The sequence below is a fragment of the Sinorhizobium sp. NG07B genome (assembly GCF_002532005.1).
Classification (GTDB): Bacteria; Pseudomonadota; Alphaproteobacteria; order Rhizobiales; family Rhizobiaceae; genus Sinorhizobium; species Sinorhizobium fredii_C.
In genome coordinates, this window is the sequence record NZ_NWTD01000006.1 from 218,497 (window position 1) to 242,592 (window position 24,096).

The following is a 24,096-nucleotide window of genomic DNA, read 5'->3' on the forward strand; positions in this document are numbered from 1 at the left end:
TATCTTCAAATCTGCACAGGCGCCCATGAGGCGCGTGGTGGCCCCCGTCACCGGGAACGGTTCGGGGGCCGCTGTCACAGGTGCCGTTACTCGGCCGCTACCGCCATTTTCATGCGTTCCATGTCCTCGAGCGCGCGGCGGTATTCGACCGGCATGACCTTGCGGAATTTCGGCCGGTAGTCCGTCCACTGATCGAGGATCTCCTTGGCGCGCGCCGACCCCGTGAAGTGCAGGTGGTTGGAGATCAGCTGGTAGAGCCGTTCCTCGTCGTGGCGCGTCATATCGCCCGAGACGTCCACCCGGCCCTTGTACATGAGGTCGCCGCCGTGATGGTGCAGCTTCTCCAGCATGTCGTCCTCCTCCGGCACCGGCTGCAGCTCGACCATGGCCATGTTGCAGCGGCGTGCGAAGTCTCCCTCCTCGTCGAGCACGTAGGCGACGCCGCCGGACATGCCGGCCGCGAAGTTGCGCCCCGTGCCGCCGAGCACGACGACGACGCCGCCGGTCATGTATTCGCAGCCGTGGTCGCCGACACCCTCGACGACCGCCACCGCACCCGAGTTGCGCACGGCGAAGCGTTCGCCGGCGACGCCGTTGAAGTAGCACTCGCCCGAGATCGCCCCGTAGAGCACCGTGTTGCCGACGATGATCGACTCCTGCGGCACGATCTTCGCGCTTTCCGGCGGCCGAACGATGATGCGCCCGCCCGAAAGGCCCTTGCCGACATAGTCGTTGCCGTCGCCGACGAGATCAAAGGTGATGCCGCGCGCCAGGAAGGCGCCGAAGGACTGGCCCGCCGTGCCCTTGAGCGTCACGTGGATCGTGTCGTCCTTCAGCCCCTTGTGGCCCCAGCGCTTGGCGAGCGTACCGGAAAGCATCGCGCCGGCCGAGCGGTCGACGTTCTTGATCTCCGCCTCGAACGCCACCGGAACCTTGGTCTCGAGCGCCAGCTTCGCCTTCTCGACCAGCCTGCGGTCGAGAATGTCATCGATCGGATGGTTCTGGCGGGTCGTCCAGTAGGTCGCATCCTTCGGCGCTTCGACCTTGTGGAAGATCTTCGAGAAGTCGAGGCCCCTCGCCTTCCAATGCTCGATCATACGGTCGCGCTCGAGCAGTTCCGACGCGCCGATGATGTCGTCAAGCTTGCGGACCCCGAGCGAAGCGAGGATTTCCCGCACCTCTTCGGCCACGAAGAAGAAGTAGTTGATGACGTGTTCCGGCGTGCCCTTGAAGCGCTTCCGGAGCACCGGATCCTGTGTGGCGACGCCGACCGGACAGGTGTTCAGATGGCACTTGCGCATCATGATGCAGCCGGCGGCGATCAGCGGCGCGGTGGCGAAACCGAATTCGTCAGCACCGAGCAACGCGCCGATGATCACATCACGGCCGGTCTTAAGGCCGCCATCGACCTGAAGGGCGACGCGCGAGCGCAAGCCGTTCAGAACCAAAGTCTGCTGGGTTTCGGCAAGGCCGATTTCCCAAGGGCTGCCGGCGTGCTTCAGCGAAGTCAGCGGCGAGGCGCCGGTGCCGCCGTCGAAGCCGGCAATGGTGATGTGGTCGGCGCGCGCCTTGGCGACACCGGCCGCAACCGTGCCGACGCCGACTTCCGACACCAGCTTCACCGAAATATCGGCCTCCGGGTTGACGTTCTTCAGATCGTAGATCAGCTGCGCCAGGTCTTCGATCGAATAGATATCGTGATGCGGCGGCGGCGAGATGAGGCCGACGCCCGGCGTCGAATGCCGGGTCTTAGCGACCGTCGCATCCACCTTGTGGCCGGGCAGCTGACCGCCCTCGCCGGGCTTCGCACCCTGCGCCACCTTGATCTGCAGCACGTCGGCATTGACCAAATATTCGGTGGTGACGCCGAAGCGGCCGGAGGCGATCTGCTTGATCGCCGAGCGTTCCGGGTTCATCGAACCGTCCGGACGCGGCAGATAGCGGTCGCTTTCCTCGCCGCCCTCGCCGGTGTTCGACTTGCCGCCGATCCGATTCATGGCGATCGCCAGCGTCGTATGCGCCTCGCGGCTGATCGAGCCGAAGGACATGGCGCCGGTCGAGAAGCGCTTGACGATCTCGGCTGCCGGCTCGACTTCCTCGATCGGGATCGGCTTGCGGCCAACGGCTTCGGCGCTCTTGATGGTGAAGAGCCCGCGGATCGTGTTCATGCGCAGCGCCGAGGCGTTCACCATCTCGGCGAATTCGCGGTAGCGGTCCTCGGCATTGCCGCGCACCGCATGCTGCAGCGAAGCGATGGCGTCCGGCGTCCAGGCGTGGCTCTCGCCGCGCATGCGGAAGGCGTATTCGCCGCCGATGTCGAGCGTGTTGGCAAGCACCGGATCGGCGCCGAAGGCGGCCTTGTGGCGGGAAACCGTCTCGGCGGCGATCTCATCGAGGCCGATGCCCTCGATCGTCGTCGCCGTGCCGAAGAAATACTTGTCGACCAGCTTCGACGACAGGCCGACGGCGTCGAAGATCTGTGCGCCGCAGTAGGACTGGTAAGTCGAGATGCCCATCTTCGACATGACCTTGAGGATGCCCTTGCCGACTGCCTTGATGTAGCGGTAGACGACCTCCTTCTCGTCGACTTCTTTTGGGAAGTCGCCGCGCTTGTGCATGTCGACGAGCGTATCGAAGGCGAGATAGGGGTTGATCGCTTCCGCGCCATAGCCGGCGAGCAGGCAGAAGTGATGCACCTCGCGCGGCTCGCCCGATTCGAGCACGAGGCCGACAGACGTGCGCAGGCCCTTGCGGATAAGGTGGTGGTGCACGGCCGCGGTCGCCAGCAGCGCCGGGATCGCCACGCGATCCGGCCCGATCTGCCGGTCGGAAAGCACGATGATGTTGTAGCCGCCCTTGACCGCCGCTTCGGCGCGCTCGCAGAGTCGATCGAGCATTTCCGGCATGCCTTCGGCACCGCGCGAAATGTCATAGGTGAAGTCGAGCGTCTTGGTGTCGAAGCGGTCTTCCGTATGGCCGATTGAACGGATCTTCTCAAGATCGCCATTCGTCAGGATCGGCTGGCGAACCTCCAGCCGCTTGGCATGCGCCATGCCGGCGTGGTCGAGGATGTTCGGCCGCGGACCGATGAACGAGACGAGGCTCATCACCAGTTCCTCGCGGATCGGATCGATCGGCGGGTTGGTGACCTGGGCGAAGTTCTGCTTGAAATAGGTGTAAAGCAGCTTCGGCTTGTCTGACATGGCCGAGATGGGCGTGTCGGTGCCCATTGAGCCGATCGCTTCCTGGCCGGTAGTCGCCATCGGCGACATCAGGAGCTTCGTGTCTTCCTGGCTGTAGCCGAAGGCCTGCTGGCGGTCGATCAGCGATACGTCGCGGCGCAGCGCCCGGGGCTCGACCGGCTTCAGGTCTTCGAGGATGAGCTGGGTATCGTCGAGCCACTGCCGGTAGGGATGCTTGCCGGCAAGCGACGACTTCACCTCCTCGTCGGAGATGATGCGGCCCTCTTCCATGTCGATCAGCAGCATCTTGCCCGGCTGCAGCCGCCACTTCTTGACGATCTTGTCCTCATCCACTGGAAGCACGCCGGCTTCCGACGCCATGATGACACGGTCGTCGCTGGTGACGATATAGCGCGCCGGGCGCAGGCCGTTGCGGTCGAGCGTCGCGCCGATCTGGCGGCCGTCGGTGAAGGCGACCGCCGCCGGCCCGTCCCACGGTTCCATGAGGGCCGCATGATACTCGTAGAACGCCTTGCGTTCGGGCGACATCAGCTGGTTGCCGGCCCAGGCCTCCGGGATCAGCATCATCACCGCGTGCGACAGCGAATAGCCGCCCTGCACCAGGAACTCGAGCGCGTTGTCGAAACAGGCAGTGTCCGACTGGCCCTCATAGGAGATCGGCCAGAGCTTGGAGATGTCGTCGCCGAAGAGCGGCGAGGAAACCGACGCCTGCCGCGCCGCCATCCAGTTGACGTTGCCGCGCAGCGTGTTGATCTCGCCGTTATGCGCTACCATGCGGTAGGGATGCGCCAGCTTCCAGGACGGGAAGGTGTTCGTCGAGAAGCGCTGGTGAACCAGCGCCACCGCCGACTGGAAACGCTCGTCGGCAAGGTCCTTGTAATAGGCGCCGACCTGGTAGGCAAGGAACATGCCCTTGTAGACGATGGTCGAGGTCGAAAGCGATACGACATAGAAGCCGAGGTCGCCGCCGTCCGCCTCCGCATAGATGCGGTTGGAGATCACCTTGCGCAGCGTAAACAGTCGCCGCTCGAATTCCGCATTGGTGGCAGCATCGCGGCCGGCGCCGATGAAGACCTGCACATGGTGCGGCTCGGTGGCGGCGATGTCTGGCGCCTTCGAAAGCGACGAATTGTCGACCGGAACGTCGCGGAAGCCGAGCAGATGCTGGCCTTCCTCGGCCACCACCTCGCTGATCACCTCCTTGAAATGGGCGATCAGCTTCTCGTCGCGCGGCATGAAGAGATAGCCGACGGCATATTCGCCCGCCTTCGGCAGGGTGACCCCCTGGTTCGCCATCTCCTCGCGGAAGAAGCGGTCGGGGATCTGCACGAGAATGCCCGCGCCGTCGCCCATCAGCGGGTCGGCGCCGACCGCACCGCGGTGCGTCAGGTTTTCAAGCATAAAGAGCCCGTCGCGCACGATCTGGTGCGACTTCTCGCCCTTCATATGCGCGACGAAGCCGACGCCGCAGGCGTCATGCTCGTTGCGTGGATCGTAAAGGCCCTGTTTTCGCGGCAGACCGGAGGGGAATGCGGGCGTTTTCACAGCCGTCGCAGCATTCTGTGCGAGGTGGAGCCCAATCTGTTGTGATGGCGAATGATCCGTCATCGTCGTCCCTCCTGTTGTACCCGGAAATCCGGGCATACCGCGGCCCGCGCGCCTAAGCCGCCTCGCGTTTTCGCATCGCGGCAAGCCGGGGCATTATCGTCGCATGATCCTGAGCAGGTCGCAAATGAAGCGCGGCCCATCAGGCACGAATGTCCGCGACCATGGTGATGGCAGGCGATAACAGCCGAATGAAACCCGGCGAAACCCCTTACGCTCCCCGCCCGAGGCCGCTTTTCGCGGCCCTTCCGGCGATTGTTCCGGTCCCTAGACCGAAATAGGACAGCAAACCTGTCCTATTTCATGCGCTCTATGCCAGAAAGCGCCCCCCTCCGCAAGGGGCATGGCCGCAAATAATGCTGGAGACTTTGCCGAACATTGCCAAAAATTTCGCCGGTTTGAAATAAAATTACGCGACGCCGTCGCTTTCTTCACTTTGGTTTCAAACTGGTCTTCTGTTGGCATCGCCAAGAACCTACCACATGTCTCCTTAAATCGAACTCGGTTCAACGGACAAAGACATTGAAGTGCTACAGCGGCCTTTGCGCGCGCGATAAACGCGCGGCGCTGTAGGCATTGTCTGGACGCCGAACTCGGCTATGGTCACCCGGAATCGGCCGCCGAGGCTGACAGATAGGATGATTCTGATGATATTTGCCTCCGACAACTGGGCTGGCGCTCATCCGGCCATTTCCGAAAACCTCGCCGCCGAAGCGCGGGGCTATGTTTCCGCCTACGGCACGAGCGAACTCGACCGGAATGTTGAAAAGCGCCTGTCGGAGATTTTCGAAACGGACGTGGCGGTGTTCTTCGTCGGCACCGGCACGGCGGCCAACGCGCTTGCGCTGGCGAGCACCAATCGGGCCGGAGGGGTCGCCTTCTGCCACCGCGAAGCGCATGTGAATGTGGACGAATGCGGCGCGCCGGAATTCTTCTCGCAGGGCGCCAGGCTGTGCCCGGTCGCCGGCGCGCGCGGCAAGATGGATGCGGCGCGGCTGGAGGCCGAGATCCGCCGCTTTCCGCCGGACGTCGTGCATGGCGGCCAGCCGATGGCGGTGACGCTGACGCAGGCGACGGAGAGCGGCACGGTCTATTCGCTCCCGGAGATCGAAGCGATCGCCTCGATCGCCAAGTCACACAGGCTGCCGCTGCACATGGACGGCGCGCGCTTCGCCAATGCCCTCGTTAGCCTCGACACGACCCCGGCCGAGATGACCTGGAAGCGCGGCGTCGACCTTCTATCCTTCGGCGGCACGAAGAACGGCTGCTGGTGCGCCGAGGCGCTCATCCTCTTCGACCTGTCGAAGGCGCACGAGATGCACTTCCTACGCAAGCGGGCGGCCCAGCTTTTCTCGAAGTCCCGTTTCATCGCCGCCCAATTCGACGCTTATCTCAAGGGCGATCTATGGCTCGATCTCGCCCGCCATGCGAATGGCATGGCCCGCCGCATTGCGGAAGGAATCGCGGCTTCGGCCGTGAGCCGACTCGCCTGGACGCCGGAGGCCAACGAAGTTTTCGTGATCCTGAAGCGCGACGTGGCCGCGCGTCTGCAGGAGCAGGGGGCGGTCTTCTACGACTGGCCCGCGCCGCAAGACCTCTCCTCCAGCCTCGCCGCGGATGAAGGCCTCTACCGCCTCGTCACAAGCTTCGCGACGCGCGCCGATGACGTCGACCAGTTCATCGCGGCCTGCTGAACAAGGGAATGCGCGGCAGAAATGCCCATGAAAAAACGGCGCCCCGAGGGACGCCGTCTTTGATGGTCTAATGATGGACGTTAGGCCGTCTGCGCCTCGATCTGCTTCGGCTGGGAAGAGACCGAAGTGATCTCGATGCGACGCGGCTTGGCAGCTTCCGGAATCTCACGCAGGAGATCGACGTGAAGCAGGCCGTTCTTCAGCGAAGCAGCTCGGATCTCGACATGGTCGGCAAGCTGGAAGCGGCGCTCGAAGGCCCGCTTGGCGATGCCGCGATGGAGAAACTGGCTTTCCTCACCCTTCTCCTCGCTCTTCTCACCCTTGATCGTCAGCGTATTCTCGCGCGCTTCGACCGAAAGCTCGCTTTCGTCGAAGCCGGCAACGGCCATGGTGATACGGTAGGCGTTTTCGCCGGTCCGCTCGATGTTGTAGGGCGGATAGGTCTGCGCCTGATCGGGCTGGCCCAGGCTGTCAAGCATGGTGAACAGGCGATCGAAGCCGACGGTGGAGCGGTAAAGGGGGGAAAAGTCAAAGTGACGCATGGTGTCCTCCTTCGAGAGCAACGGTTTGCGATGTCTGGCCTGCCGCCCCATAAGGCTGCGGCATGACCGGTGAGCGGACCCGTCTTCGGCGCCCGCAGCCAAAACATGGGAGCGCTTTCGCATGAGTTCAAGGGCCGACCTGGCCACATTGGTGAACGGCAAATGAACGACGGGTTCGGCCGCCGTTCAGCCTCGCGCAGCTAAAACAGACACACTGGGTGGAAGCGCCCAGGGCTGAAGCGACATGTCCCTTCTCCTTCAGCGGCCGGAAGCGGTGATCGTCCGGATTTCATCCGCCGCTTCCGGCTTTTTTCTTTGACGTGGGCAGGACTGCCGCCTATCCCTAAACGATCTCGACTTCGTTTCCTCGGCCGCGCGCTTAATGACGACGATCCTTCATTCCACGCCGGATAATCCGATACCGGGCAAGCCCCAGGTGGGCTTTTTGGACGGCGCCGGCGACCGCAAGATCCGCTACGCCGTCTTCAAGGCGAACGCGCCGGTCACGCGCGGCACGATTGTGCTCCTGCAGGGGCGCAACGAGTCGATCGAGAAATACTTCGAAACGATCGGCGATCTCACGGCGGCCGGTTTCTGGGTCGCGACCTTCGACTGGCGCGGTCAGGGTGGATCCGAACGGCTGCTGCCGCAGCCGGGCCGCGGCCACGTGGAGCATTTTGCCGACTACGAGCGCGATCTGTCGATATTCCTGGAGCAGATCGTCCTGCCCGACACGCGCCTGCCCTTTTCCATTGTCGCCCATTCGATGGGGGCGCTCGTCGCCCTGTCGCTGGCGCCGATGCTGGCAAGCCGTATCGACCGAATGGTGCTGCTGGCCCCATTTCTGGGCTTGAGCGGCCAGGCGATCGGCGAGCCCGGCATAGTCGCGATCGCCACGGCAATGCGCTGGTTCGGCCTCGGCAACCTGCCGGTGCGCGGCGACAAGGAGCGCCAGTCTCCCTTCAGGAACAACCCGCTGACCTCGGACAGCCGGCGTTATGCCCGCAACCTTGCCGTCATCGACGCCTGTCCGCATTTGCGCATCGGGCCGCCGACCGGCCGCTGGTTGAGCGAAGCGTTCCGGGTGATCAGGCGCACGACGCGCCGCGAGCACCTCACGAGGATAATCGTGCCGACGGTCATCCTGGCGCCGACGGCCGACGGCCTCGTGCCCTATCTCGCCATGGAATATCTCGCCAGCAATTTCCGCGCCGGCCATTTGATCCCGATCGACGGGGCGCGCCACGAGCTCTTCCAGGAAGCCGACCGCTACCGCGCCCAGGCGCTCGCCGCCATTCTGGCCTTCCTGCCGGAGACCGACGCCGAGGAAATCGACCTTTCGCCGCAGACGATGGAAGATGCGTAACTCATTGCATGTCGCCCACAAATGTGGGCAGCAGCTTTGAGGTAACGACATGCACAAAGCGGGCGCGCTTTAGCGCGCTCGCAACGTCTCCAGCGCCTGCGCATGTAGCTCCGGGCTGCCCGCGGCGATGATCTCGCCGCCCATTTCCGCCGGACCGCCCTGCCAGTCGGTGATGATGCCGCCCGCCTGTTCGATTAGCGGAATGAGGCCGCCGACATCGTAGGGCTTCAGGCCGCATTCGATGACGAGATCGACATGGCCGGCCGCAAGCAGTGCAAAGGCGTAGCAATCGCATCCGTAGCGGAAGAGCCGCACCTTGGCCTGCAGCGCTTCGAAGCGCTCCTTGAGATCGCCGGTATAGAGATGCGGCGAGGTGGTGAACAGGACAGCATCGGAAAGCGCGTCGCAGGCACGCGCGGACAGCACCTTCTCGCCACCGGGGCCCCGATAGATCGCTTTCTCGCCGTCGGCGAAATAGCGCTCGCCGGTGAAGGGCTGGTCCATCAGCCCCATGATCGCCTTGCCGTGGCGATAGAGGCCGATCAGCGTTCCCCAGACCGGCAATCCGGAAATGAAGGCACGCGTTCCGTCGATCGGATCGATCACCCAGACATGTTCGCGGTCGAGGCCGATATTGCCGTGCTCTTCGCCGAGGATACCATGCTCAGGGAACGCGGCTTCGATCAATCGCCGGATGGCCGCCTCGGCCGACTGATCGGCTTCGGTGACGGGATCGAATCCGCCTTCGAGCTTGTTGACGACGCTCGTGCCCGTGCGGAAGCGCGGCAGGGTTTCCGCCTTGGCGGCATCGGCGAGGCGGTCGAAGAAGGAACGGTCGGGCAGCATGTCACTCTCTTGAGGCGAGAAGGAAGTTCATTCTGAATAGAGGAAATCTGCCGAAAGGCAACGCTTGCGCCGGGCGCTCGCAGCTGCGGTGCCAAGACACGCTCGCCTACTGCCTGTCTCCTTAATCGACCTCGATTCAAGGAGAAAGACATCGGCAAATTCAAAGTGCTACAGCAACCTTTGCACGTCTGATAAGACGCGCGGCGCTGTAGAAACTTGACAATTGTGCAGTGCAATATTAAAGTTTCCTGGCAGTCACGAGTGGCTGCAAATACCCTCCTTGGGTGTTTCCTCCCTAGACTTGACCGCGCCATTGGCGCGGTTCTTTTTAAGGGCAAGAGCAGGCTATTCCGCGGCAAGCGGCAGATAGGCGCCGTAATCCTCGACATGGCGCGCCAGACCTGCGACGAACGTCGCAAGATCGGTTTCCAGGGCGGCAAATCCCGGCTTTTTGACCAGCGTCGCCTCGTCGATATAGAGGCTGCGGTTGATCTCGATCTGAAGCGCGTGTAGCCCCCGCGTCGGCCGGCCATAATGTTCGGTGATGAAGCCGCCGGCATAGGGCTTGTTGCGCGTCACCGCATAGCCGAGCTGCTCCAGGAGTTCGACCGCAAAGCGCGACAGTTCCGCCGCGGCGCTCGTTCCATAGCGGTCGCCGATGATGAAATCCGGTCGCTGGCCGCTTCCTGCCAGGTGAACGTTGCCGGGCATCGAGTGGCAGTCGATGAGCACCGCCATGCCGAACTGGACATGGGTGCGGGCGATCAGCTTCCGGAGCGTCGCATGGTAGGGCTTGTAGATCGATTCGATCCGCGCCAGCGCCTCCTCGACGGGCACGCGGCTGCGATAGATTTCCATATTCTCGGCGACCAGCCGCGGCACCGTGCCGAGCCCGCCTGCGACCCGCATCGAGCTGATATTGGCGTGGGGCGGCAGCGCCCCCTCGAACATGCGCGGATCGAGCTCGTAAGGTTCGCGGTTGACGTCGAGAAAGGCACGCGGGAAATGGGCCCTCAGCAGCGGCGCTCCAAGGAGCGTGGCGCTTTGGAAGAGTTCGTCGACGAAGTGATCCTCGGACCGCCGAATCGAATGCGCATCGAGCCGCGACTGATCGAGAAAGGATTGGGGATAGTAGCGCCCGCTATGCGGTGAGTTGAACACGAGGGGGATCCGCTGGCTCGCGGGTTCCAAGACCTCGAACACGTCCCACTCGGCCACTTCCCCCATCTGAACCCTTTTACCATATGCGGATCTTGCTGTTTTGATCATGTTGCCAGTTGGCCGCCTCTGTGTCCATAGTGGCCTCCCGTCGGTTCCGGGGGTTGACCCCTGCCGTTCACCGGATATTTACGCTGTTGCGGTTTGCTAGGCTGCCGCATCCCACAAGCATCGAAAAGAAGTAGCCACGGCCGAATTCATGACTGCGAAAATCCTCCTTGCCGAAGACGACAACGACATGCGCCGCTTCCTCGTGAAGGCGTTGGAAAAGGCCGGCTACAAGGTCCTGTCCTACGACAACGGCGCCAGCGCCTATGACCGGCTGCGCGAAGAGCCCTTTTCGCTGCTGCTGACCGATATCGTTATGCCCGAGATGGACGGCATCGAACTCGCCCGCCGGGCGACCGAGCTCGACCCGGACCTGAAGGTCATGTTCATCACCGGCTTTGCCGCCGTCGCGCTCAATCCCGACTCGAAGGCCCCGAAGGACGCCAAGGTCCTTTCGAAGCCCTTCCACCTTCGCGACCTCGTCGACGAGGTCAACAAGATGCTGGCTGCCTGAGACCCCCCAAGCGGTTTCCCTATCTGTCAAAACGGCTGGCCAAGCCGATCTGCTTGATCGGCTTCCGCTTGCGCTTTGCCCCGCCAGAATTCGCAAGCCGCGCGTCACGCTGCGCGTTCCTCCGGCAGCAACCTCTGCTATTTCAATCATTTAGCTGCCCGATGCGCCCGCAGCGGGCTAAAGGCCGAACGCGCGCCCATCGAAGTCCCGCCCCACCGGCACCTTCGAACTTTCTGTCAAAAAACCTTCGAAAAGCCTATTGACGCGCACGCCGGTTTTATGGTCTATGCGCCGCATCGGATGGGCGTGTAGCTCAGCGGGAGAGCACTACGTTGACATCGTAGGGGTCACAAGTTCGATCCTTGTCACGCCCACCATCCTTTTCAAGGGCTTAGCGGTCCCGCTGAGCCCTTTGTCGTTTCTGGTGGCTAATGGCGCCAAGTTGCGGGCGGCGACGCGCCGAGCAGCCATCATGCCCTGACCTCCTGACGCTGGAAGACGACGTAGGCCAAAGTGAAGAGCAGGATCATCGCAGCGACTAGTCCCGAGAGCTGCGGCCATACGACCAGCAGGCTTTGCACGGTCGGTAGCGGTGCGCTGGCAATCGCGCCTTGGACTTGATCGAAGAACAAGGGACCACCGAGCGCGCCGCGGGGTTCAACAGCATTCCGGTGATTTCCCCGTAAAGCGTCTGAGGCGAGAACCTGCTGATGGCCTACTGCGTTTCGAGCTGTGTCACCACCGTCATCGGCTCGAGCGGATCGATGGGAGCCAGCGCGCCTGCAAACAGCGGCGCGATCATGTCCCAGAACACCGCAAGCACCAGCCAGACCGACAGGGCGGCCAACGCCGAGGTCGCCGGCGAGCGGATCAAGGTCGAGAAGGCGATCGCCAGCGCCAGCCAGACGTCGCGGCGAGATAGGCGGCGCCCCGCACGATGTCGGCGGCCGACGGGGCAGACCGAGGAACAGGATGCCGAGGCCTGTCATGAGCAGCCAGAGCGTCAGCAGCGCGATTGCGATAACAAGCAAGCCACCGAGGAACTTTCCGAACAAAACCGCATCGCGGTAGATCGGCTGCGCCAGGAGCCGGCTTATTGTCCGCCAGGCGTATTCGCCGTTGACTGCGTCGAAACCCAGCGCGATCGCCACCAGCGGCAACAGAAAGCCAAGCAAGGCGGCGAAGGATGGAAGCGGCTCGCACGCCTCCGTCAACAGCTTCAGGAACAGGAAAGGATCCTCGGCCGTGGTTGCGGTGATGCGCCCAATCGCACCATATGCGGCGCCGATCGCGGTCAGCAGCACGAGCAGCATGATCAGATGCATCCGCGCGCTGGTCATATGATCGGCCGCTTCCTTGAAGGCAATCGTTGCCGCTCCCTTGAGGGGTGAGCCTTCACGCGTCATGGACAACCTCCCGGAAATACCGATTGTAGGCCTGGTCAAGCCGCGCCCGACGCAGGTCCAGATTCTTCAGGGAACCACCAGCATCGACGACGAGGCGGGCGAGCTCCGGGCGAACATCGCGGTCGCTTTCGACCAGCCAATGGCCGTGGCGACCGGGTGCGATCGACTTCACGCCCTCGGCCGACGTGCCCAGTTCGGTAAGGTCGATACCATCGGCCTCGACATCGATGATGAAAGCGCCTCCCCCGATCTTGTCGGCAAGCTCTTCGATGGTGCCGAGGAATCCAATCCGGCCGTTGCTGAACAACGCAATGCGATCGCAGACCGTTTGCACCACGTTGAGCATGTGCTGTCATGCCGTCGCGGCTCAGCGCTCCTCATCTCGTTCCCCTTCAACGTTCGACATTCACGCGCGCGGCGGCCGCTTAACCGATCACCAGGAACAGTTTTGAGCCGCCGCGAAACAGATCGAGCGCAATCGCGCCGCCGGCGTCCTTCAACGCCGCGGCGAGCTCCGCCACGGTGGCGACGGGCTTTCGATTAACGGCAACGATCACGTCGCCGGCGCGCAAACCCGATCGCGCCGCTGCGCTTCCTCCTTCAATGCTGGAGACAACCACATTACCAGCCGCATCCTCGAACTGCGCGCCCTGCAGGGGAGCGGGCGTTGCATCGGCCTCAGCATTTGCCTCGGCCGGCTCAATGCGCATTGTCACCTTTTTGCGAGCCCGATCGCGCAGATATTCGATCTCGACCTGTGATCCGACCTGAGCCAAACCGATCCGATTGCGGAGATCTGCCGAGCCGGTGATTTTGCGATTGTTGACGGCGATGATGACATCGCCAGCTTGAAGCCCGGCACTCGCTGCCGGCGAATTCTGCTCAATGCTTCCGACAACGGCGCCGGAAGTCTCCTCTATGCTGAGCGCCTCGGCTAGGTCCGGCGTGAGGTCCTGAATGGAAACGCCGATCCGGCCGCGCCGCACTTCGCCATGCTCGATCAGTTGCTGCATCACGGCGGAGGCCATCGCGATCGGAACCGCAAAGCCGATGCCGACGTTGCCGCCGGCCGGCGCGATGATGGCGGTGTTGACGCCGACCAGCCGACCATCGGCAGTCACCAGTGCCCCTCCCGAATTGCCGGGATTAATCGAGGCGTCGGTCTGGATGAAATCCTCATAACCCTCGACATTGATGCCGCCACGCCCAAGAGCGCTGACAATGCCGGAGGTTGCGGTCTGACCCAGTCCGAACGGGTTGCCGATCGCAACAACGGAGTCGCCGACCCGGAGAGCATTGGAATCGCCCAAGGGCAGCGCCGTCAGCTTTTCAGCCTCGATCTTCAGCAAAGCAATATCGGTTGCCTGATCGCTGCCCACCAGTTCAGCGGTGAAGCGACGGCGGTCCTTCAGCGTCACCGCAATCTCGCCGGCGTCGGCGACGACGTGGTGGTTGGTGAGGATATAGCCATTTTCGGCGTCAACGATGACGCCGGAACCGGCGCTCAGCCGCTGCTGCTGCTCAGGCAGGTTGAAATAGCGGCGGAAAAACGGATCATTATACAGAGGGTTGGTTTCGGCAGGTGTGCGAGACCTCACAGCAATGTTGACGACCGCCGGCGTGATCTCTTCCAGGACGTCAGCGAGCGACCGTTGAGTGCTTGATGAAAGGGCGGCCTGCGGCTGCGCCGCCGGCAGCGGCCCAGAAACCATAACGAGAACGAGTGCGGCGAATACGCCAACAAATTTCGACGAACGCGTGGTCATTTTTGGCCCCGATTTTGTTAGATCCTCCTTCGGAGCGGGCTGACGGGCCTCGGGTCCGGCCTCCTTGGAGCCGATCTCGGGCTCCTGCCGCCCTGCTGCAAACCATGTTCGAACGCTTCACCCATCGAGGGGCAAGCCATGGTTCGATGGGTCCGCGCCCCTGAGGCGCGAACCCATCGCTTCCGTCAGAAGTCCATACCTCCAGGCGGCATCGGCGGAACCGGCGCCTCCTTCTTCGGCTTCTCGGCGACCATTGCCTCGGTGGTAATCAGCAGCCCGGCGACCGAAGCGGCGTCCTGCAGCGCGGTTCGAACGACTTTGACCGGATCGATCACACCCTGCTCGTAAAGGTCACCGAACTCGTTGGTCTGGGCGTTCCAGCCATAGCCAAATTCGGATTTCTCGCGCAGCTTGCCGACGATTATCGAGCCTTCGGCACCCGCGTTCTCGGCGATCTGGCGCACCGGCGCTTCGATCGCACGGCGCACGATCTCGATGCCATGCCTCTGATCGGCGTTCTCGGTCTGAACGCCGTCCAGGGCCTTGACGGCTCGCAGCAAAGCGACGCCACCGCCGGGCAGCACGCCCTCCTCGACAGCCGCCCGCGTTGCATGCATTGCGTCATCGACGCGGTCCTTGCGTTCCTTGACTTCGACCTCGGTCGAGCCCCCCACGCGGATCACGGCAACACCGCCGGCGAGCTTGGCGAGACGCTCCTGCAGCTTCTCGCGATCATAGTCCGAGGTGGTCTCCTCGATCTGCGCCTTGATCTGGGCGACGCGACCCTGGATCTCCGTCTTCGAACCAGCGCCGTCGACGATGGTCGTGTTTTCCTTCTCGACAACCACCTTCTTGGCGCGGCCGAGCATTTCGAGCGTGACGTTCTCGAGCTTGATGCCGAGATCCTCGGAGATCGCAGTACCGCCGGTCAGAATGGCGATGTCCTCGAGCATGGCCTTGCGGCGGTCGCCAAAACCAGGCGCTTTCACTGCAGCGACCTTCAGGCCGCCACGCAGCTTGTTGACGACGAGCGTGGCGAGCGCTTCACCCTCGACGTCCTCGGCGATAATCAGCAGCGGTTTGCCGGATTGAACGACAGATTCGAGAACCGGAAGCAGCGCCTGCAGATTGGACAGCTTCTTCTCGTGGATGAGCACATAGGGCTCCTCCAGCTCGACGCGCATCTTTTCGGGATTGGTCACGAAATAGGGCGAGAGGTAACCGCGGTCGAACTGCATGCCCTCCACGACTTCGAGCTCCGTGACCGCGGTCTTGGCTTCTTCGACCGTGATCACTCCTTCGTTGCCGACCTTTTCCATCGCTTCTGCGAGGAAGCGGCCAATCTCCGTGTCGCCATTGGCCGAGATGGTGCCGACCTGGGCGATCTCATCGTTTCTGGTGACTTTGCGGGCATTGCTGCGCAGCTCCTCGACCACAGCCTCCACCGCCTTGTCGACGCCACGCTTGAGGTCCATCGGGTTCATTCCCGAGGCCACGGCTTTCGCTCCCTCCTTGACGATCGCCTGGGCGAGAACCGTTGCCGTGGTGGTGCCGTCGCCGGCGATGTCACTGGTCTTTGATGCCACTTCGCGCACCATCTGGGCGCCCATGTTCTCGAACTTGTCCTCAAGCTCGATCTCCTTGGCGACGGTGACGCCGTCCTTGGTGATCCGTGGAGCGCCGAACGATTTGTCGAGCACCACATTGCGACCCTTCGGGCCCAACGTCACCTTCACCGCATTGGCGAGAATGTCGACGCCGCGAAGCATCTTCTCGCGGGCTTCCGTATGGAATCTCACTTCCTTGGCAGCCATTTTTTCTACTCCTCCAATTGGCCCGGCTCTCAGGCGGCCTTCTTCGCCGAGGCTTCGTTCTCGATCACGCCCATGACGTCGGATTCCTTCATGATCAGAAGCTCCTCACCATTGAGCTTGATTTCTGTACCGGACCATTTACCGAACAGGATGCGATCGCCGGCTTTGACGTCGAGCTCGACGAGCTTGCCGCTGTCATCGCGTGCGCCCGGGCCGACGGCGATGACCTCGCCTTCCTGCGGCTTTTCCTTCGCCGTATCGGGGATGATGATGCCGCCGGCCGTCTTTTCCTCGGCTACAATGCGGCGGACCAGGATGCGGTCATGCAGGGGACGGAACGTCATGTCGCTTACCTCGTGGACAAACAGATTTCTTAGAAGCTCCTCCGCGCCGCATCCGGCTCGAATCCGACGCGGGACGCACGATGTTTTGGCATCGCGCCAATCGATCTGGTTTCTGATTTTTCGAGTTTCAAGAGGGCGGCGCAATTTTTTAGCACTCGATCCATGTGAGTGCTAATCCCATGAATTTATAGCTTCATTTCCCGCCACCCCCTTGACGTAACGCGGTGGGATCCCCAACTCATTTCTGCCGACGCCCCATTGGGGTCGGCCTGGTCAGGGAGCGCCGAGCTTCTTGGCGCTTCCTCGTATCTATGTTGCTCTACGGAGGATGTAGCTATGAGAACAAGCCTCGACTTTACCCCCTTCTACAGGTCGAGCATCGGCTTCGATCGCATGTTCGATCTGCTGGAAAACGCCAGTCTGAACGCTGAAAACTGGCCGCCCTACAACATCGTGAAACTTGGCGAAGATTCCTACCGAATCGAAATCGCGGTAGCGGGATTTGCCGAAGACGACCTGACGATCACCCATGAGGCGAACATGCTCATGGTCAACGGCGCCAAGTCCAAGGATGAGGAGGCACAGTACCTCCATCAGGGGCTCGCCGTACGGCCGTTCGAGCGTAAATTCGAACTCGCCGATCATGTCTTTGTCGAGGGCGCAAAGCTCGAAAACGGGTTGCTTGTCATTAATCTCAGGAGGGAGATCCCTGAGGAGATGAAGCCACATCGGATCACCATCCAAACCGAAGTGACCAAGCCCGCTTCGAAGCAGATCGAAGGCGACAAGGCAGCCTAAACCGGCGCGCGCCGCTCGAGCCTCGGCTGCTTTCGAAGGCGAGGGCCGGGAGAGAGCGCAAAAAAAGGAGTGAACGAAACCGAAGAAAGGATGAAGCCATGAATGTACGTGACCTGATCCCCTGGAATCGTAGCAGCAGCCAGGTTCCAAGCGCCTTTCGCGGCGATGACCTAGATCCGTTCCTTTCGCTGCACCGCAATGTAAACCGGCTGTTTGACGACGTCTTCCGCGGTTTTGGCCAGCCCTCGTTGTTCGGTGCTGCGACGTCCTTCAATGGCTCGTGGCCGACAGTGGAGATCGAGGAGAACGACAACGAGATCCGCGTGACAGCGGAGGTGCCGGGGATTGATCCAGACGATGTCGAGGTGCTGCTGGACGATGGTGTGCTAACGCTTCGCGGCGAGAAGAAATCGGAAACGGAGGACAATGGCCGCCGGTTCACAGAGCGCTACTACGGGCGCTTCGAACGGCGGCTGGCTCTTGGTGGCCAGGTCGATGAGAATAAGGTCGCCGCAACGTTCAGGAACGGCCTGCTCTCGGTGACACTGCCTAAGACCGTGAAGGCGCGAGCCAACGTCAAGCGGATCAGCATCGATAAAGCCAAATAGTACCGTCGCCGCCGGCCGGGTCGATTGCCCGGCCGGCTATTCTGGTGACGACAACCTATCTCATGACGGGACGCCGTTCTCGACAGGAAAGCTCTCGTAGCGATGATCGGAAATTCGCGGAGCAGATCGGCGACAGCCAGCATCCGGCGGCTGAGGACCGGCTAAAACCAAACAGTGACCCGGTAGCACGCATCTTTCGTCCGTCACGTTCCGTGATGACGTCAGCGCGCCTGTCAAGGCGACCTTGGCTGCTGGTGTTCGAACGGAAAGACCCGCCGGTCATCGACTATCTCATCGGCTATACCGGAGGGAGTGACACGCTGTCTCAGGTCGAACTTCCCATCCCGCGAGGCCGCCATTGCCTATGCGGAAAGACAGAAACTTAACTACATCGTCGTGGACGACAGGAGCCGCTAGTTTGAGGGGAGCAGTAACCGGCTGTGGCCGAAGCGCCGTACCTTTCAGTAGCGGCGCGTGTCGCGAATTGCAGCAGGGCGAGACGATCAACCAGAGCCCGAGCCACGAATGAAGCTTGTTGACGCTGTTCCGCGTGCTGCGCACGCTGCGTAAGACGATGTAATGATGGGCAAATTAATCTTCAAGACGGACTTGATTACTTGTTTGGACGGACGTGCACTTCCGGACATTCCCGGGAGCGAGGCGAGACGGTAGTCGCGGGGTTAGGGCAATCCTTACGGCAGGGCCATTCAGAACGTGGTGACGGGTCGCATGGGTTGCTGCTCGATAGGTCGGGGCCTGGAAGCGTGCCCCGACTCCAGCCTTTAGGCAAGCGAGTGTTGACCGCCAGCACCGGGTTTCGCGCCGAACATTGCATCCGCGCTCGCTGCCATGCCCGCATCTCGGCAGGCGTCAATGAACGCTTCGCGCGCGATGGCCACTGGGGTCATTCGGTTCAGAGCACGGCGGCACGTTTGAACGGCTCGACTGTATTTTCCACCTCGATGGAGGGCCAGGTCCTCTTCGAGAAAATCAAGCGCATCGTTGACGCAGGCGAAGACCTGCGGGGTCCCGTCCTTTTTGCGAACGATGACGGGCGTCATCCAAACCAGTTCCGGGTTACGCATGATGTCCTCCTTTCGCATTCACACCGGATGAAAAAGAAGTGCAGAAAATATCGGCGCCAACAGATCGGATTTCAAGGCTTCTAACGCTTTCCCGAGTTGACCAACCATCCGAGCAGCTGGCTCGCCATCTGATCCCCTCGAAACATTTCGGCTGCCTTTTTCCATAGGGCTTTACAGTCGGAGCGCGATCAGTTTGTGGAGCGTCCTTCGGGATTATTTCTCGCGGACACATTAGCTTTGTGTTCGATGGGCGCAGACGGAGTCTGGCTCCGTCGAGGTGGGATATGGACTGTCCGAACCGTGGGGTTTCCCTCGACGGGCTTGGGCGCAATCCTCACGTTTCGGCAGCGATTCCCGAGAGGCGGTGGCCTGCTCGGGCCTTTTTCGTGCCCGAGCTTTGCCCAAGTTGCGCTGTTCTCCTACGAGGATGCTTCGCGATTCTTTACGAGGCTCGATCGAGAAAGTCGACCTTTTGCAGCCGAACAGCATTGTTGACATCGTAAGGGTCACAATCCTTTCACGCCCGCCTTCTCTTGCGACCGATTGCAGCCGATCAGCGCTTGTTGCAGCCGCTGTCACGAGATCGTCACGGTCCTCGGGTAGGAAAGATGCACCTCGCCGTTGACCACGGATGGACTGGCAAAGGCGAGAGGTGATGAGGAAGGTCGGGCGAGCCCGGCCTTTTCTGTTGCAACCGGTTCTGCCATCGGCGGGGGCTAAAGCCTGACGATATCGTCGACCCAATATTCCACTTGATAGCGAACGGAATTGGCCTGCTGCTTTGCTTCGCGCCAGGCCGCGCGGCCGTATCGCCCCTCGCAGGCGATCCGGTCGATCGCCCAGAAACCAGCCAACGCAACAATGAACAGTAGCAAGCCGCGCATATAGACATCTTGTCGATGAATTCTTTAGAAAGCGCTAACGTTCCAACTTGCATTCAAGCGGATCGTATCGGCGCGTCGATCTTCCCTGTCGCGGCAATCGATCGCGTATTCGGTTGCTCGTCATGCACTTGTCACGAACAGCGTCTAGGAAGAACCCACCTCGCCATTGACCACGGATGGACTGGCAAAGGCGCAAGGTGATGAGGAAGGTCGGGTTTACCCCGGCCTTTTTGTTTGTCCGGAGCGGTTCCGAAGGGCGGGCCGGCACCGCCGCTCACGCTCAATGGAGGACCTGCGATGCAGCCGACATCACCTCGTCCGGCGAAGGAGAACGGAACATGTTGCGGCCGTCCGGCAAAGCTTCGGTGAAGGACCACCGCACGACGCCGTCGCGGTCGAGCAGGAACTCACCGACGAGCTGCGCCATGGCGGCCGCCTCCATCCGCTTGTCGTCCTCGGTCATCTCATAGCCGTCGGCTTTCTGGAGATAGGCTGACGCGGCGACAGGATTCATCGGTTCCGGCAGTTCGCTGGGCATGTCGAGGCGCATCGACATCACCGTCTGCATGCCCAATTTATGCGGCCAATCGTCCTCATCCTCGGTGAATTCGAGATTCGGCAGGCCGAAGGCTCGGTGCGAAAGCCGCTCGGGGTCCGACGCGGCGAGCAAATTCGGCAGGGGATGGTAGCGGAAATAGAGCCGGGCCCGCTCGATCGGCGTGTTGACGACCGTCAGGGTCTCTACCCCCTTTTCGTTGAGGGCGGCCTTGAGCTGCGCCATGGTGGCGATCTGCCGGCGGCAGAATGGGCATTGCAGGCCCCGGAACAGTCCCACCAGAACGGGTTTGCGCCCCCGAAAATCATCAATGGCGATCTTGCCCTCCTGGGTGATCGCGTCGAGCACCACGTTCGGCGCCCGGTCGCCCGGCTGCAACGGCCCGGAACTGGTATACTCCGCCATGGCTGTTCTCCTCCCTGCATGCCGTGCAGCGCAGGCCTATCGAGGCGTGCGGCGCTGCCTCTTTCCGGGCCATTGCCGAGTGAAGGCTGCTCAGTCGAGGAAAGGCAGTATCACCAGGGCTTCCGGATCGAGATCGTGACTTTCGCAGATTTCTTGCGCCAAACGGAAATGACGTTCGGCCTCGGCGAGCTCGCCTTCATCCAGGCAAAGTGTCGCCAAGCCATCATAGCACGGAAACAGCACCTGCGCTTCGTCCGTTTCACCGGCAAGATCGAGCGCTTCGCCGTAGAGCCTGCGAGCCTCTGCTGGCCTGCCGTGGCACTGGAATATCTGCCCCAGCACCAGCAGCGAGACCGGCAGATGATCGCGCTGGTCGAGCGCCCGGTCGATCTCGATCGCCTTTTGCGCCGCCGGCACCCCTTCGGCCGCGCAGCGGTCGGTAAAGGTGCAATGGGCGACTGCAAGATTGGCAAGGAGCCGCGCCTGGAAGCCGAGGTCGCCGATGCGGCGGGCCATGTCGAGGCCGCGCCGGCAGACGTCGATGGCGAGCTTCGGATCGACGATCGTATAGAGCACGCCGAGATTGGTATAGCCGCGGCAGGCCGCGTGCATCAGGGCCGCCGCTTCGGCCACCTTGACGCTCGTCTCCACCGCCTCGATCGCCTCTCGCGTGCGACCGCGCCGCGCGAGGGCCACCGCCTTTGTATTCAACGCCTCGGCGGTGACGAGGGCTACCTCGCGCCTCGATTCGGCACCCATGGCGGGACCAAGCGCCTTGACCCTCTCCAAGGCTTCGTCCGCCCATTCTGACGCGCCGAGATAGTCGCCCATGCGAAAAGCCAGATGACCCCGCTCCTGCAGCAGCGACGCGCTTTCGATCGGTGCCTCGGCGCGCTCGAGCAGGCCGGCCGCTTCCGTGAAGCGCGCCTGCGCCCGATCGCGCTTGCCGGCCTCCCAGAGAAGATGGCCGAGCTTGCGTAGGATCCGCGCAGAGGCTACCGCATCCGCCGCGACGGGACGGGCATCGAGCAGTGCACGATAGTGCTCCTCCGCCTGGGCGCGCTCGCCGAGGGGGACCAGCAGATCGGCGAGCCGCTCGCGAGCGGCGAACCAGTCCGGCTCCTCTTCGCCAAGCGTGGCCAGCGCGGCCATCGCCTGCCGATAGAAGCGGATCGCGTCTTCGTTGGCATAAAGCTGACTTGCGCGGTCTCCGGCCGCCATCAGGTAGCGAGCCCCCTTGGCCCGGTCGACCGACTGACCGTAGTGATGCCCGAGGACGGCCAGATCCTCGAAACGCTCGGGGCTCTCCCCATGGCGGCGCTCCAGGGCATGGGCGATCGCCGCGTGAATCTCCGTTCGCCGCTTGACGAGGAGATTGTTGTAGACCACTTCGTGCAGCAAGGACTGCACGAAGCGAAAGCTTTGCGATGCCGGCGTCCCGCCCCCGGCACTCTCCTCGATGATTTCGGCGTCGCACAGCAACTCCAGGCCCGTCGCGACGTCGCCGGATTGCGGGGAGATGGCGGCGAGCAGCTCCGCGTCGAAGCGCGGGCCGATGACGGCGGCGCCATGGACGAGGCGGCGCACCTCCGGCGGCAGGCGGTCGATGCGCGCCAGCAGCATCGCCTCGATGCCAGCGGGAATGTCGACGCTTGCTTCGCCCGCGGCCACCTGCCACCGGGATCCGTCGCGCCGGAGGGTTCCAAGTTCAATGAGGCCGCGGACGATTTCCTCGATGAACAGCGGGTTGCCGCCGGCGCGCGCAAGAATTTGCCGGCGCAGGCCTTGAGGCAGGCAATTCTCTCCGAAGAACCCCGCAAGGAGCCGCTGTCCGTCGGCGGGAGAGAGCGATCCGAGACGCAATGCGGTTACGCTTGTGCGCCCCGGAGCCAAGCGCTCCGGGCCGGAATCGGGCCGCTGCGTGGTGATCAGCATCAAGGGGCGGCGATCGAGCCGGTCGAGCACGAAGCGCAACGCCTCTAGCGAAGCGGCATCCGCCCAATGCAGGTCCTCAAGCACGATGAGCAAGGGCGTCCGTTCGAGCCGCCGCTCGAACATGGTGCGGATGACCGAGAGGAGCTGGCGCCGGACCTGGTCGGGAGGAACGTGCTGCAGGGCGCCGTCCCGGTCCCCCATTCCGAGAATATGGAAGAGAAGCGGCATCGCCTCACCGAGTTCATCGGCGGTGAAGCCGATTTCGGCGAGACCGGAAGCCAGCCGCTCCTGCATTTCCTCCGCCGTGCCGCCGGCCGGTATGCCGTAGGCGCTGCCGAGCACGGCGGCGAGCATCCCGTAGGACGGCTCGCCAAGCGGAGAACAGGCCGCGCGCCTGACGACCACCTGCGCAAAGCGCGGGTCCTCGCCGATGGCGGCCAGGAAGTCGCCCACCAGACGCGACTTGCCAATGCCGGCTTCGCCGGTCAGGCGGACGACTTGCGCGGTACCGGCGCAGGCGAGCGCCAGGCAGTCGCGCATCCGGCCGATCTCCGCATTGCGTCCGATGAGCGGAGCGCTGAGACCGAGGGCGTCGAGACCCCTGGCCGGGCGCGGCGCCGCGAGCGCGCCGGTCAGGCGATGCACCTGAAGGCTGCCGGTTTTGCCGCGCAGCGCGACGGCGCCGAGCGTCTCATAGGCGAAGGCGTGCCGGGTAAGCCTGTGCGTCACCGGCCCGACCAGGATTTCGTCCGGCCCCGCCATCGTCTGCAGCCGCTGCGCCGTGTTCACCGTGTCGCCGGTGACCGAATAGGATTTCGCGTCGCGCGCCCCGAAGCCGCCGGTGACGACCGGGCCGGTGTTGACGCCAATATGCAGGCTGAGCGGCAGGCCGATGCGCCCATGCCAGCGCTCGCTCACCTGCGCGGTCCGCTCGAGCATTTCCAATGCGGCCCGAAGGGCCCTCTCCGGATCATCCTCATGCGCCACCGGGGCGCCGAAGAGGGCAAGCAGCGCATCGCCGATGAACTTGTCGACGAAGCCGCCGAACGTCTCGACGGCACTCGTCAGCGCCTCGAAGAGCTCGTTCTGCAGCGCCTGCAGAACTTCCGGATCGATCTGCTCGCTGAGACCGGTGAAACCGCAGAGATCGGCGAACAGGACCGTGACGGTACGCCGGTCGGCGCCGATATCCGGTGAGGGTGCTGCAGGCGCCTGCGCGACGCCTACCGCCGGCGGCTTTGGAGCCGGTCTGACATCCGCCGGCGCTCCGAGCCGGGTGCCGCAGCGCGGGCAGAAGGCGAAATGCGGCGCGCAGAGATAGCCGCAAGCAGAGCACGAACTCTGCTGCTTGGCGCCGCATTTCGGGCAGAACGCGAAGCCGCTCTCTATCTCGCTACCGCATTCATGGCAGTTCATCGCCGACGAACCTCGATACCCACCCGCCGCGAGACGTCCGCGG

General features: G+C 62.9%; 19 protein-coding genes, 1 tRNA gene and 1 pseudogene. 7 read left to right on the forward strand and 14 right to left on the reverse strand.

Features of this window, described 5'->3' with window-relative positions; translation table 11 throughout:
* Positions 1-86 precede the first annotated feature (86 nt).
* A complete protein-coding gene (gltB, locus tag CO664_RS20805) occupies positions 87-4,811 on the reverse strand; it encodes a glutamate synthase large subunit (RefSeq protein ID WP_097539768.1) in 4,725 nt (1,574 codons plus the stop codon).
* Positions 4,812-5,455: 644 nt separating this feature from the next.
* Between gltB and CO664_RS20810 the strand changes: the two genes are divergently transcribed.
* Positions 5,456-6,502, forward strand: coding sequence for a low specificity L-threonine aldolase (locus CO664_RS20810; RefSeq protein ID WP_097539797.1), 1,047 nt, complete (start codon positions 5,456-5,458; stop codon positions 6,500-6,502).
* An 80-nt stretch (positions 6,503-6,582) separates the two neighbouring features.
* Here CO664_RS20810 and CO664_RS20815 read toward each other — a convergent pair whose 3' ends face one another.
* Complete coding sequence (locus CO664_RS20815; RefSeq protein ID WP_097539769.1) at positions 6,583-7,044, reverse strand: Hsp20 family protein; 462 nt, start codon at positions 7,042-7,044, stop codon at positions 6,583-6,585.
* Positions 7,045-7,426: 382 nt separating this feature from the next.
* On the opposite strand from CO664_RS20815, the gene CO664_RS20820 reads away from it, so the two are divergent.
* Positions 7,427-8,410 carry an alpha/beta hydrolase gene (locus tag CO664_RS20820; RefSeq protein WP_097539770.1) on the forward strand — a complete coding sequence of 328 codons (984 nt, stop codon included), beginning with the start codon at positions 7,427-7,429 and terminating at the stop codon, positions 8,408-8,410.
* A 69-nt stretch (positions 8,411-8,479) separates the two neighbouring features.
* On the opposite strand, the gene hisN is transcribed toward CO664_RS20820, so the two are convergent.
* Together hisN and CO664_RS20830 are read right to left on the reverse strand one after the other, a co-directional pair.
* Positions 8,480-9,256, reverse strand: coding sequence for a histidinol-phosphatase (hisN, locus tag CO664_RS20825; RefSeq protein WP_097526686.1), 777 nt, complete (start codon positions 9,254-9,256; stop codon positions 8,480-8,482).
* 345 nt (positions 9,257-9,601) lie between these two features.
* Positions 9,602-10,483, reverse strand: coding sequence for an N-formylglutamate amidohydrolase (locus tag CO664_RS20830; protein ID WP_037420278.1), 882 nt, complete (start codon positions 10,481-10,483; stop codon positions 9,602-9,604).
* 190 nt (positions 10,484-10,673) lie between these two features.
* Here CO664_RS20830 and cpdR1 point away from each other — a divergent pair, with 190 nt between their 5' ends.
* Together cpdR1 and CO664_RS20840 are read left to right on the forward strand one after the other, a co-directional pair.
* Complete coding sequence (cpdR1, locus tag CO664_RS20835) at positions 10,674-11,036, forward strand: response regulator CpdR1 (protein ID WP_037389271.1); 363 nt, start codon at positions 10,674-10,676, stop codon at positions 11,034-11,036.
* 302 nt (positions 11,037-11,338) lie between these two features.
* A tRNA-Val gene (locus CO664_RS20840) sits at positions 11,339-11,413 on the forward strand.
* Between the two features lie 338 nt (positions 11,414-11,751).
* Here the strand turns inward: CO664_RS20840 and CO664_RS31715 are convergent.
* The 6 genes and pseudogenes from CO664_RS31715 to CO664_RS20865 all read right to left on the reverse strand — a co-directional run bounded on the left by CO664_RS31715 (position 11,752) and on the right by CO664_RS20865 (position 16,366).
* Positions 11,752-11,910: a hypothetical protein gene (locus CO664_RS31715; protein WP_337441824.1), complete on the reverse strand. Its 159-nt coding sequence runs from the start codon at positions 11,908-11,910 to the stop codon at positions 11,752-11,754.
* A gap of 124 nt (positions 11,911-12,034) precedes the next feature.
* Positions 12,035-12,442 (reverse strand): annotated as a pseudogene (locus CO664_RS31720) (ABC transporter permease subunit); the annotation flags it as partial.
* A complete protein-coding gene (locus tag CO664_RS20850) occupies positions 12,432-12,788 on the reverse strand; it encodes a hypothetical protein (protein WP_176536633.1) in 357 nt (118 codons plus the stop codon). The gene CO664_RS20850 and the pseudogene CO664_RS31720, both read right to left, overlap by 11 nt.
* A 79-nt stretch (positions 12,789-12,867) precedes the next feature.
* On the reverse strand, positions 12,868-14,208 hold the full coding sequence (locus CO664_RS20855; RefSeq protein ID WP_097539771.1) for a Do family serine endopeptidase: 1,341 nt from the start codon (positions 14,206-14,208) through the stop codon (positions 12,868-12,870).
* A 185-nt stretch (positions 14,209-14,393) separates the two neighbouring features.
* Entirely contained in the window at positions 14,394-16,022 is a 1,629-nt protein-coding gene (gene groL / locus CO664_RS20860) for a chaperonin GroEL (RefSeq protein WP_097539772.1), read from the reverse strand.
* A gap of 29 nt (positions 16,023-16,051) precedes the next feature.
* Complete coding sequence (locus CO664_RS20865) at positions 16,052-16,366, reverse strand: co-chaperone GroES (RefSeq protein ID WP_037420378.1); 315 nt, start codon at positions 16,364-16,366, stop codon at positions 16,052-16,054.
* Positions 16,367-16,702: 336 nt separating this feature from the next.
* Here CO664_RS20865 and CO664_RS20870 point away from each other — a divergent pair, with 336 nt between their 5' ends.
* From CO664_RS20870 to CO664_RS31260, 3 genes are all read left to right on the forward strand, one after another.
* Complete coding sequence (locus tag CO664_RS20870) at positions 16,703-17,164, forward strand: Hsp20 family protein (RefSeq protein ID WP_097539773.1); 462 nt, start codon at positions 16,703-16,705, stop codon at positions 17,162-17,164.
* 98 nt (positions 17,165-17,262) lie between these two features.
* Positions 17,263-17,772, forward strand: coding sequence for an Hsp20/alpha crystallin family protein (locus tag CO664_RS20875; protein WP_097526688.1), 510 nt, complete (start codon positions 17,263-17,265; stop codon positions 17,770-17,772).
* Positions 17,773-17,987: 215 nt separating this feature from the next.
* Positions 17,988-18,158, forward strand: coding sequence for a hypothetical protein (locus tag CO664_RS31260; protein ID WP_234820295.1), 171 nt, complete (start codon positions 17,988-17,990; stop codon positions 18,156-18,158).
* Between the two features lie 396 nt (positions 18,159-18,554).
* On the opposite strand, the gene CO664_RS20885 is transcribed toward CO664_RS31260, so the two are convergent.
* From CO664_RS20885 to CO664_RS20900, 4 genes are all read right to left on the reverse strand, one after another.
* Positions 18,555-18,857 (reverse strand): DUF982 domain-containing protein, encoded by a 303-nt coding sequence (locus tag CO664_RS20885; RefSeq protein ID WP_234820294.1) that lies wholly within the window; start codon positions 18,855-18,857, stop codon positions 18,555-18,557.
* Positions 18,858-19,573: 716 nt separating this feature from the next.
* Entirely contained in the window at positions 19,574-19,741 is a 168-nt protein-coding gene (locus tag CO664_RS20890; RefSeq protein WP_083854105.1) for a hypothetical protein, read from the reverse strand.
* A gap of 280 nt (positions 19,742-20,021) precedes the next feature.
* Positions 20,022-20,702 (reverse strand): peroxiredoxin-like family protein, encoded by a 681-nt coding sequence (locus tag CO664_RS20895; protein ID WP_097539775.1) that lies wholly within the window; start codon positions 20,700-20,702, stop codon positions 20,022-20,024.
* A gap of 90 nt (positions 20,703-20,792) precedes the next feature.
* Complete coding sequence (locus tag CO664_RS20900; protein ID WP_097526692.1) at positions 20,793-24,053, reverse strand: adenylate/guanylate cyclase domain-containing protein; 3,261 nt, start codon at positions 24,051-24,053, stop codon at positions 20,793-20,795.
* Positions 24,054-24,096: the final 43 nt, after the last annotated feature.

What these genes read in the sequence shown, in the direction of transcription:
- CO664_RS20855 (WP_097539771.1), bottom strand. Translation starts at nt 14,208, where the DNA reads ATGACCACGCGTTCGTCGAAATTTGTTGGCGTATTCGCCGCACTCGTT.
- gltB (WP_097539768.1), bottom strand. Translation starts at nt 4,811, where the DNA reads ATGACGGATCATTCGCCATCACAACAGATTGGGCTCCACCTCGCACAG.
- CO664_RS20865 (WP_037420378.1), bottom strand. Translation starts at nt 16,366, where the DNA reads ATGACGTTCCGTCCCCTGCATGACCGCATCCTGGTCCGCCGCATTGTA.
- CO664_RS20875 (WP_097526688.1), top strand. Translation starts at nt 17,263, where the DNA reads ATGAATGTACGTGACCTGATCCCCTGGAATCGTAGCAGCAGCCAGGTT.
- CO664_RS20830 (WP_037420278.1), bottom strand. Translation starts at nt 10,483, where the DNA reads ATGGGGGAAGTGGCCGAGTGGGACGTGTTCGAGGTCTTGGAACCCGCG.
- CO664_RS20885 (WP_234820294.1), bottom strand. Translation starts at nt 18,857, where the DNA reads ATGCGTAACCCGGAACTGGTTTGGATGACGCCCGTCATCGTTCGCAAA.
- CO664_RS20850 (WP_176536633.1), bottom strand. Translation starts at nt 12,788, where the DNA reads ATGCTCAACGTGGTGCAAACGGTCTGCGATCGCATTGCGTTGTTCAGC.
- CO664_RS20810 (WP_097539797.1), top strand. Translation starts at nt 5,456, where the DNA reads ATGATATTTGCCTCCGACAACTGGGCTGGCGCTCATCCGGCCATTTCC.
- CO664_RS20870 (WP_097539773.1), top strand. Translation starts at nt 16,703, where the DNA reads ATGAGAACAAGCCTCGACTTTACCCCCTTCTACAGGTCGAGCATCGGC.
- CO664_RS20815 (WP_097539769.1), bottom strand. Translation starts at nt 7,044, where the DNA reads ATGCGTCACTTTGACTTTTCCCCCCTTTACCGCTCCACCGTCGGCTTC.
- CO664_RS20890 (WP_083854105.1), bottom strand. Translation starts at nt 19,741, where the DNA reads ATGCGCGGCTTGCTACTGTTCATTGTTGCGTTGGCTGGTTTCTGGGCG.
- CO664_RS20895 (WP_097539775.1), bottom strand. Translation starts at nt 20,702, where the DNA reads ATGGCGGAGTATACCAGTTCCGGGCCGTTGCAGCCGGGCGACCGGGCG.
- groL (WP_097539772.1), bottom strand. Translation starts at nt 16,022, where the DNA reads ATGGCTGCCAAGGAAGTGAGATTCCATACGGAAGCCCGCGAGAAGATG.
- cpdR1 (WP_037389271.1), top strand. Translation starts at nt 10,674, where the DNA reads ATGACTGCGAAAATCCTCCTTGCCGAAGACGACAACGACATGCGCCGC.
- CO664_RS20820 (WP_097539770.1), top strand. Translation starts at nt 7,427, where the DNA reads ATGACGACGATCCTTCATTCCACGCCGGATAATCCGATACCGGGCAAG.
- CO664_RS20900 (WP_097526692.1), bottom strand. Translation starts at nt 24,053, where the DNA reads ATGAACTGCCATGAATGCGGTAGCGAGATAGAGAGCGGCTTCGCGTTC.
- hisN (WP_097526686.1), bottom strand. Translation starts at nt 9,256, where the DNA reads ATGCTGCCCGACCGTTCCTTCTTCGACCGCCTCGCCGATGCCGCCAAG.
- CO664_RS31260 (WP_234820295.1), top strand. Translation starts at nt 17,988, where the DNA reads ATGACGTCAGCGCGCCTGTCAAGGCGACCTTGGCTGCTGGTGTTCGAA.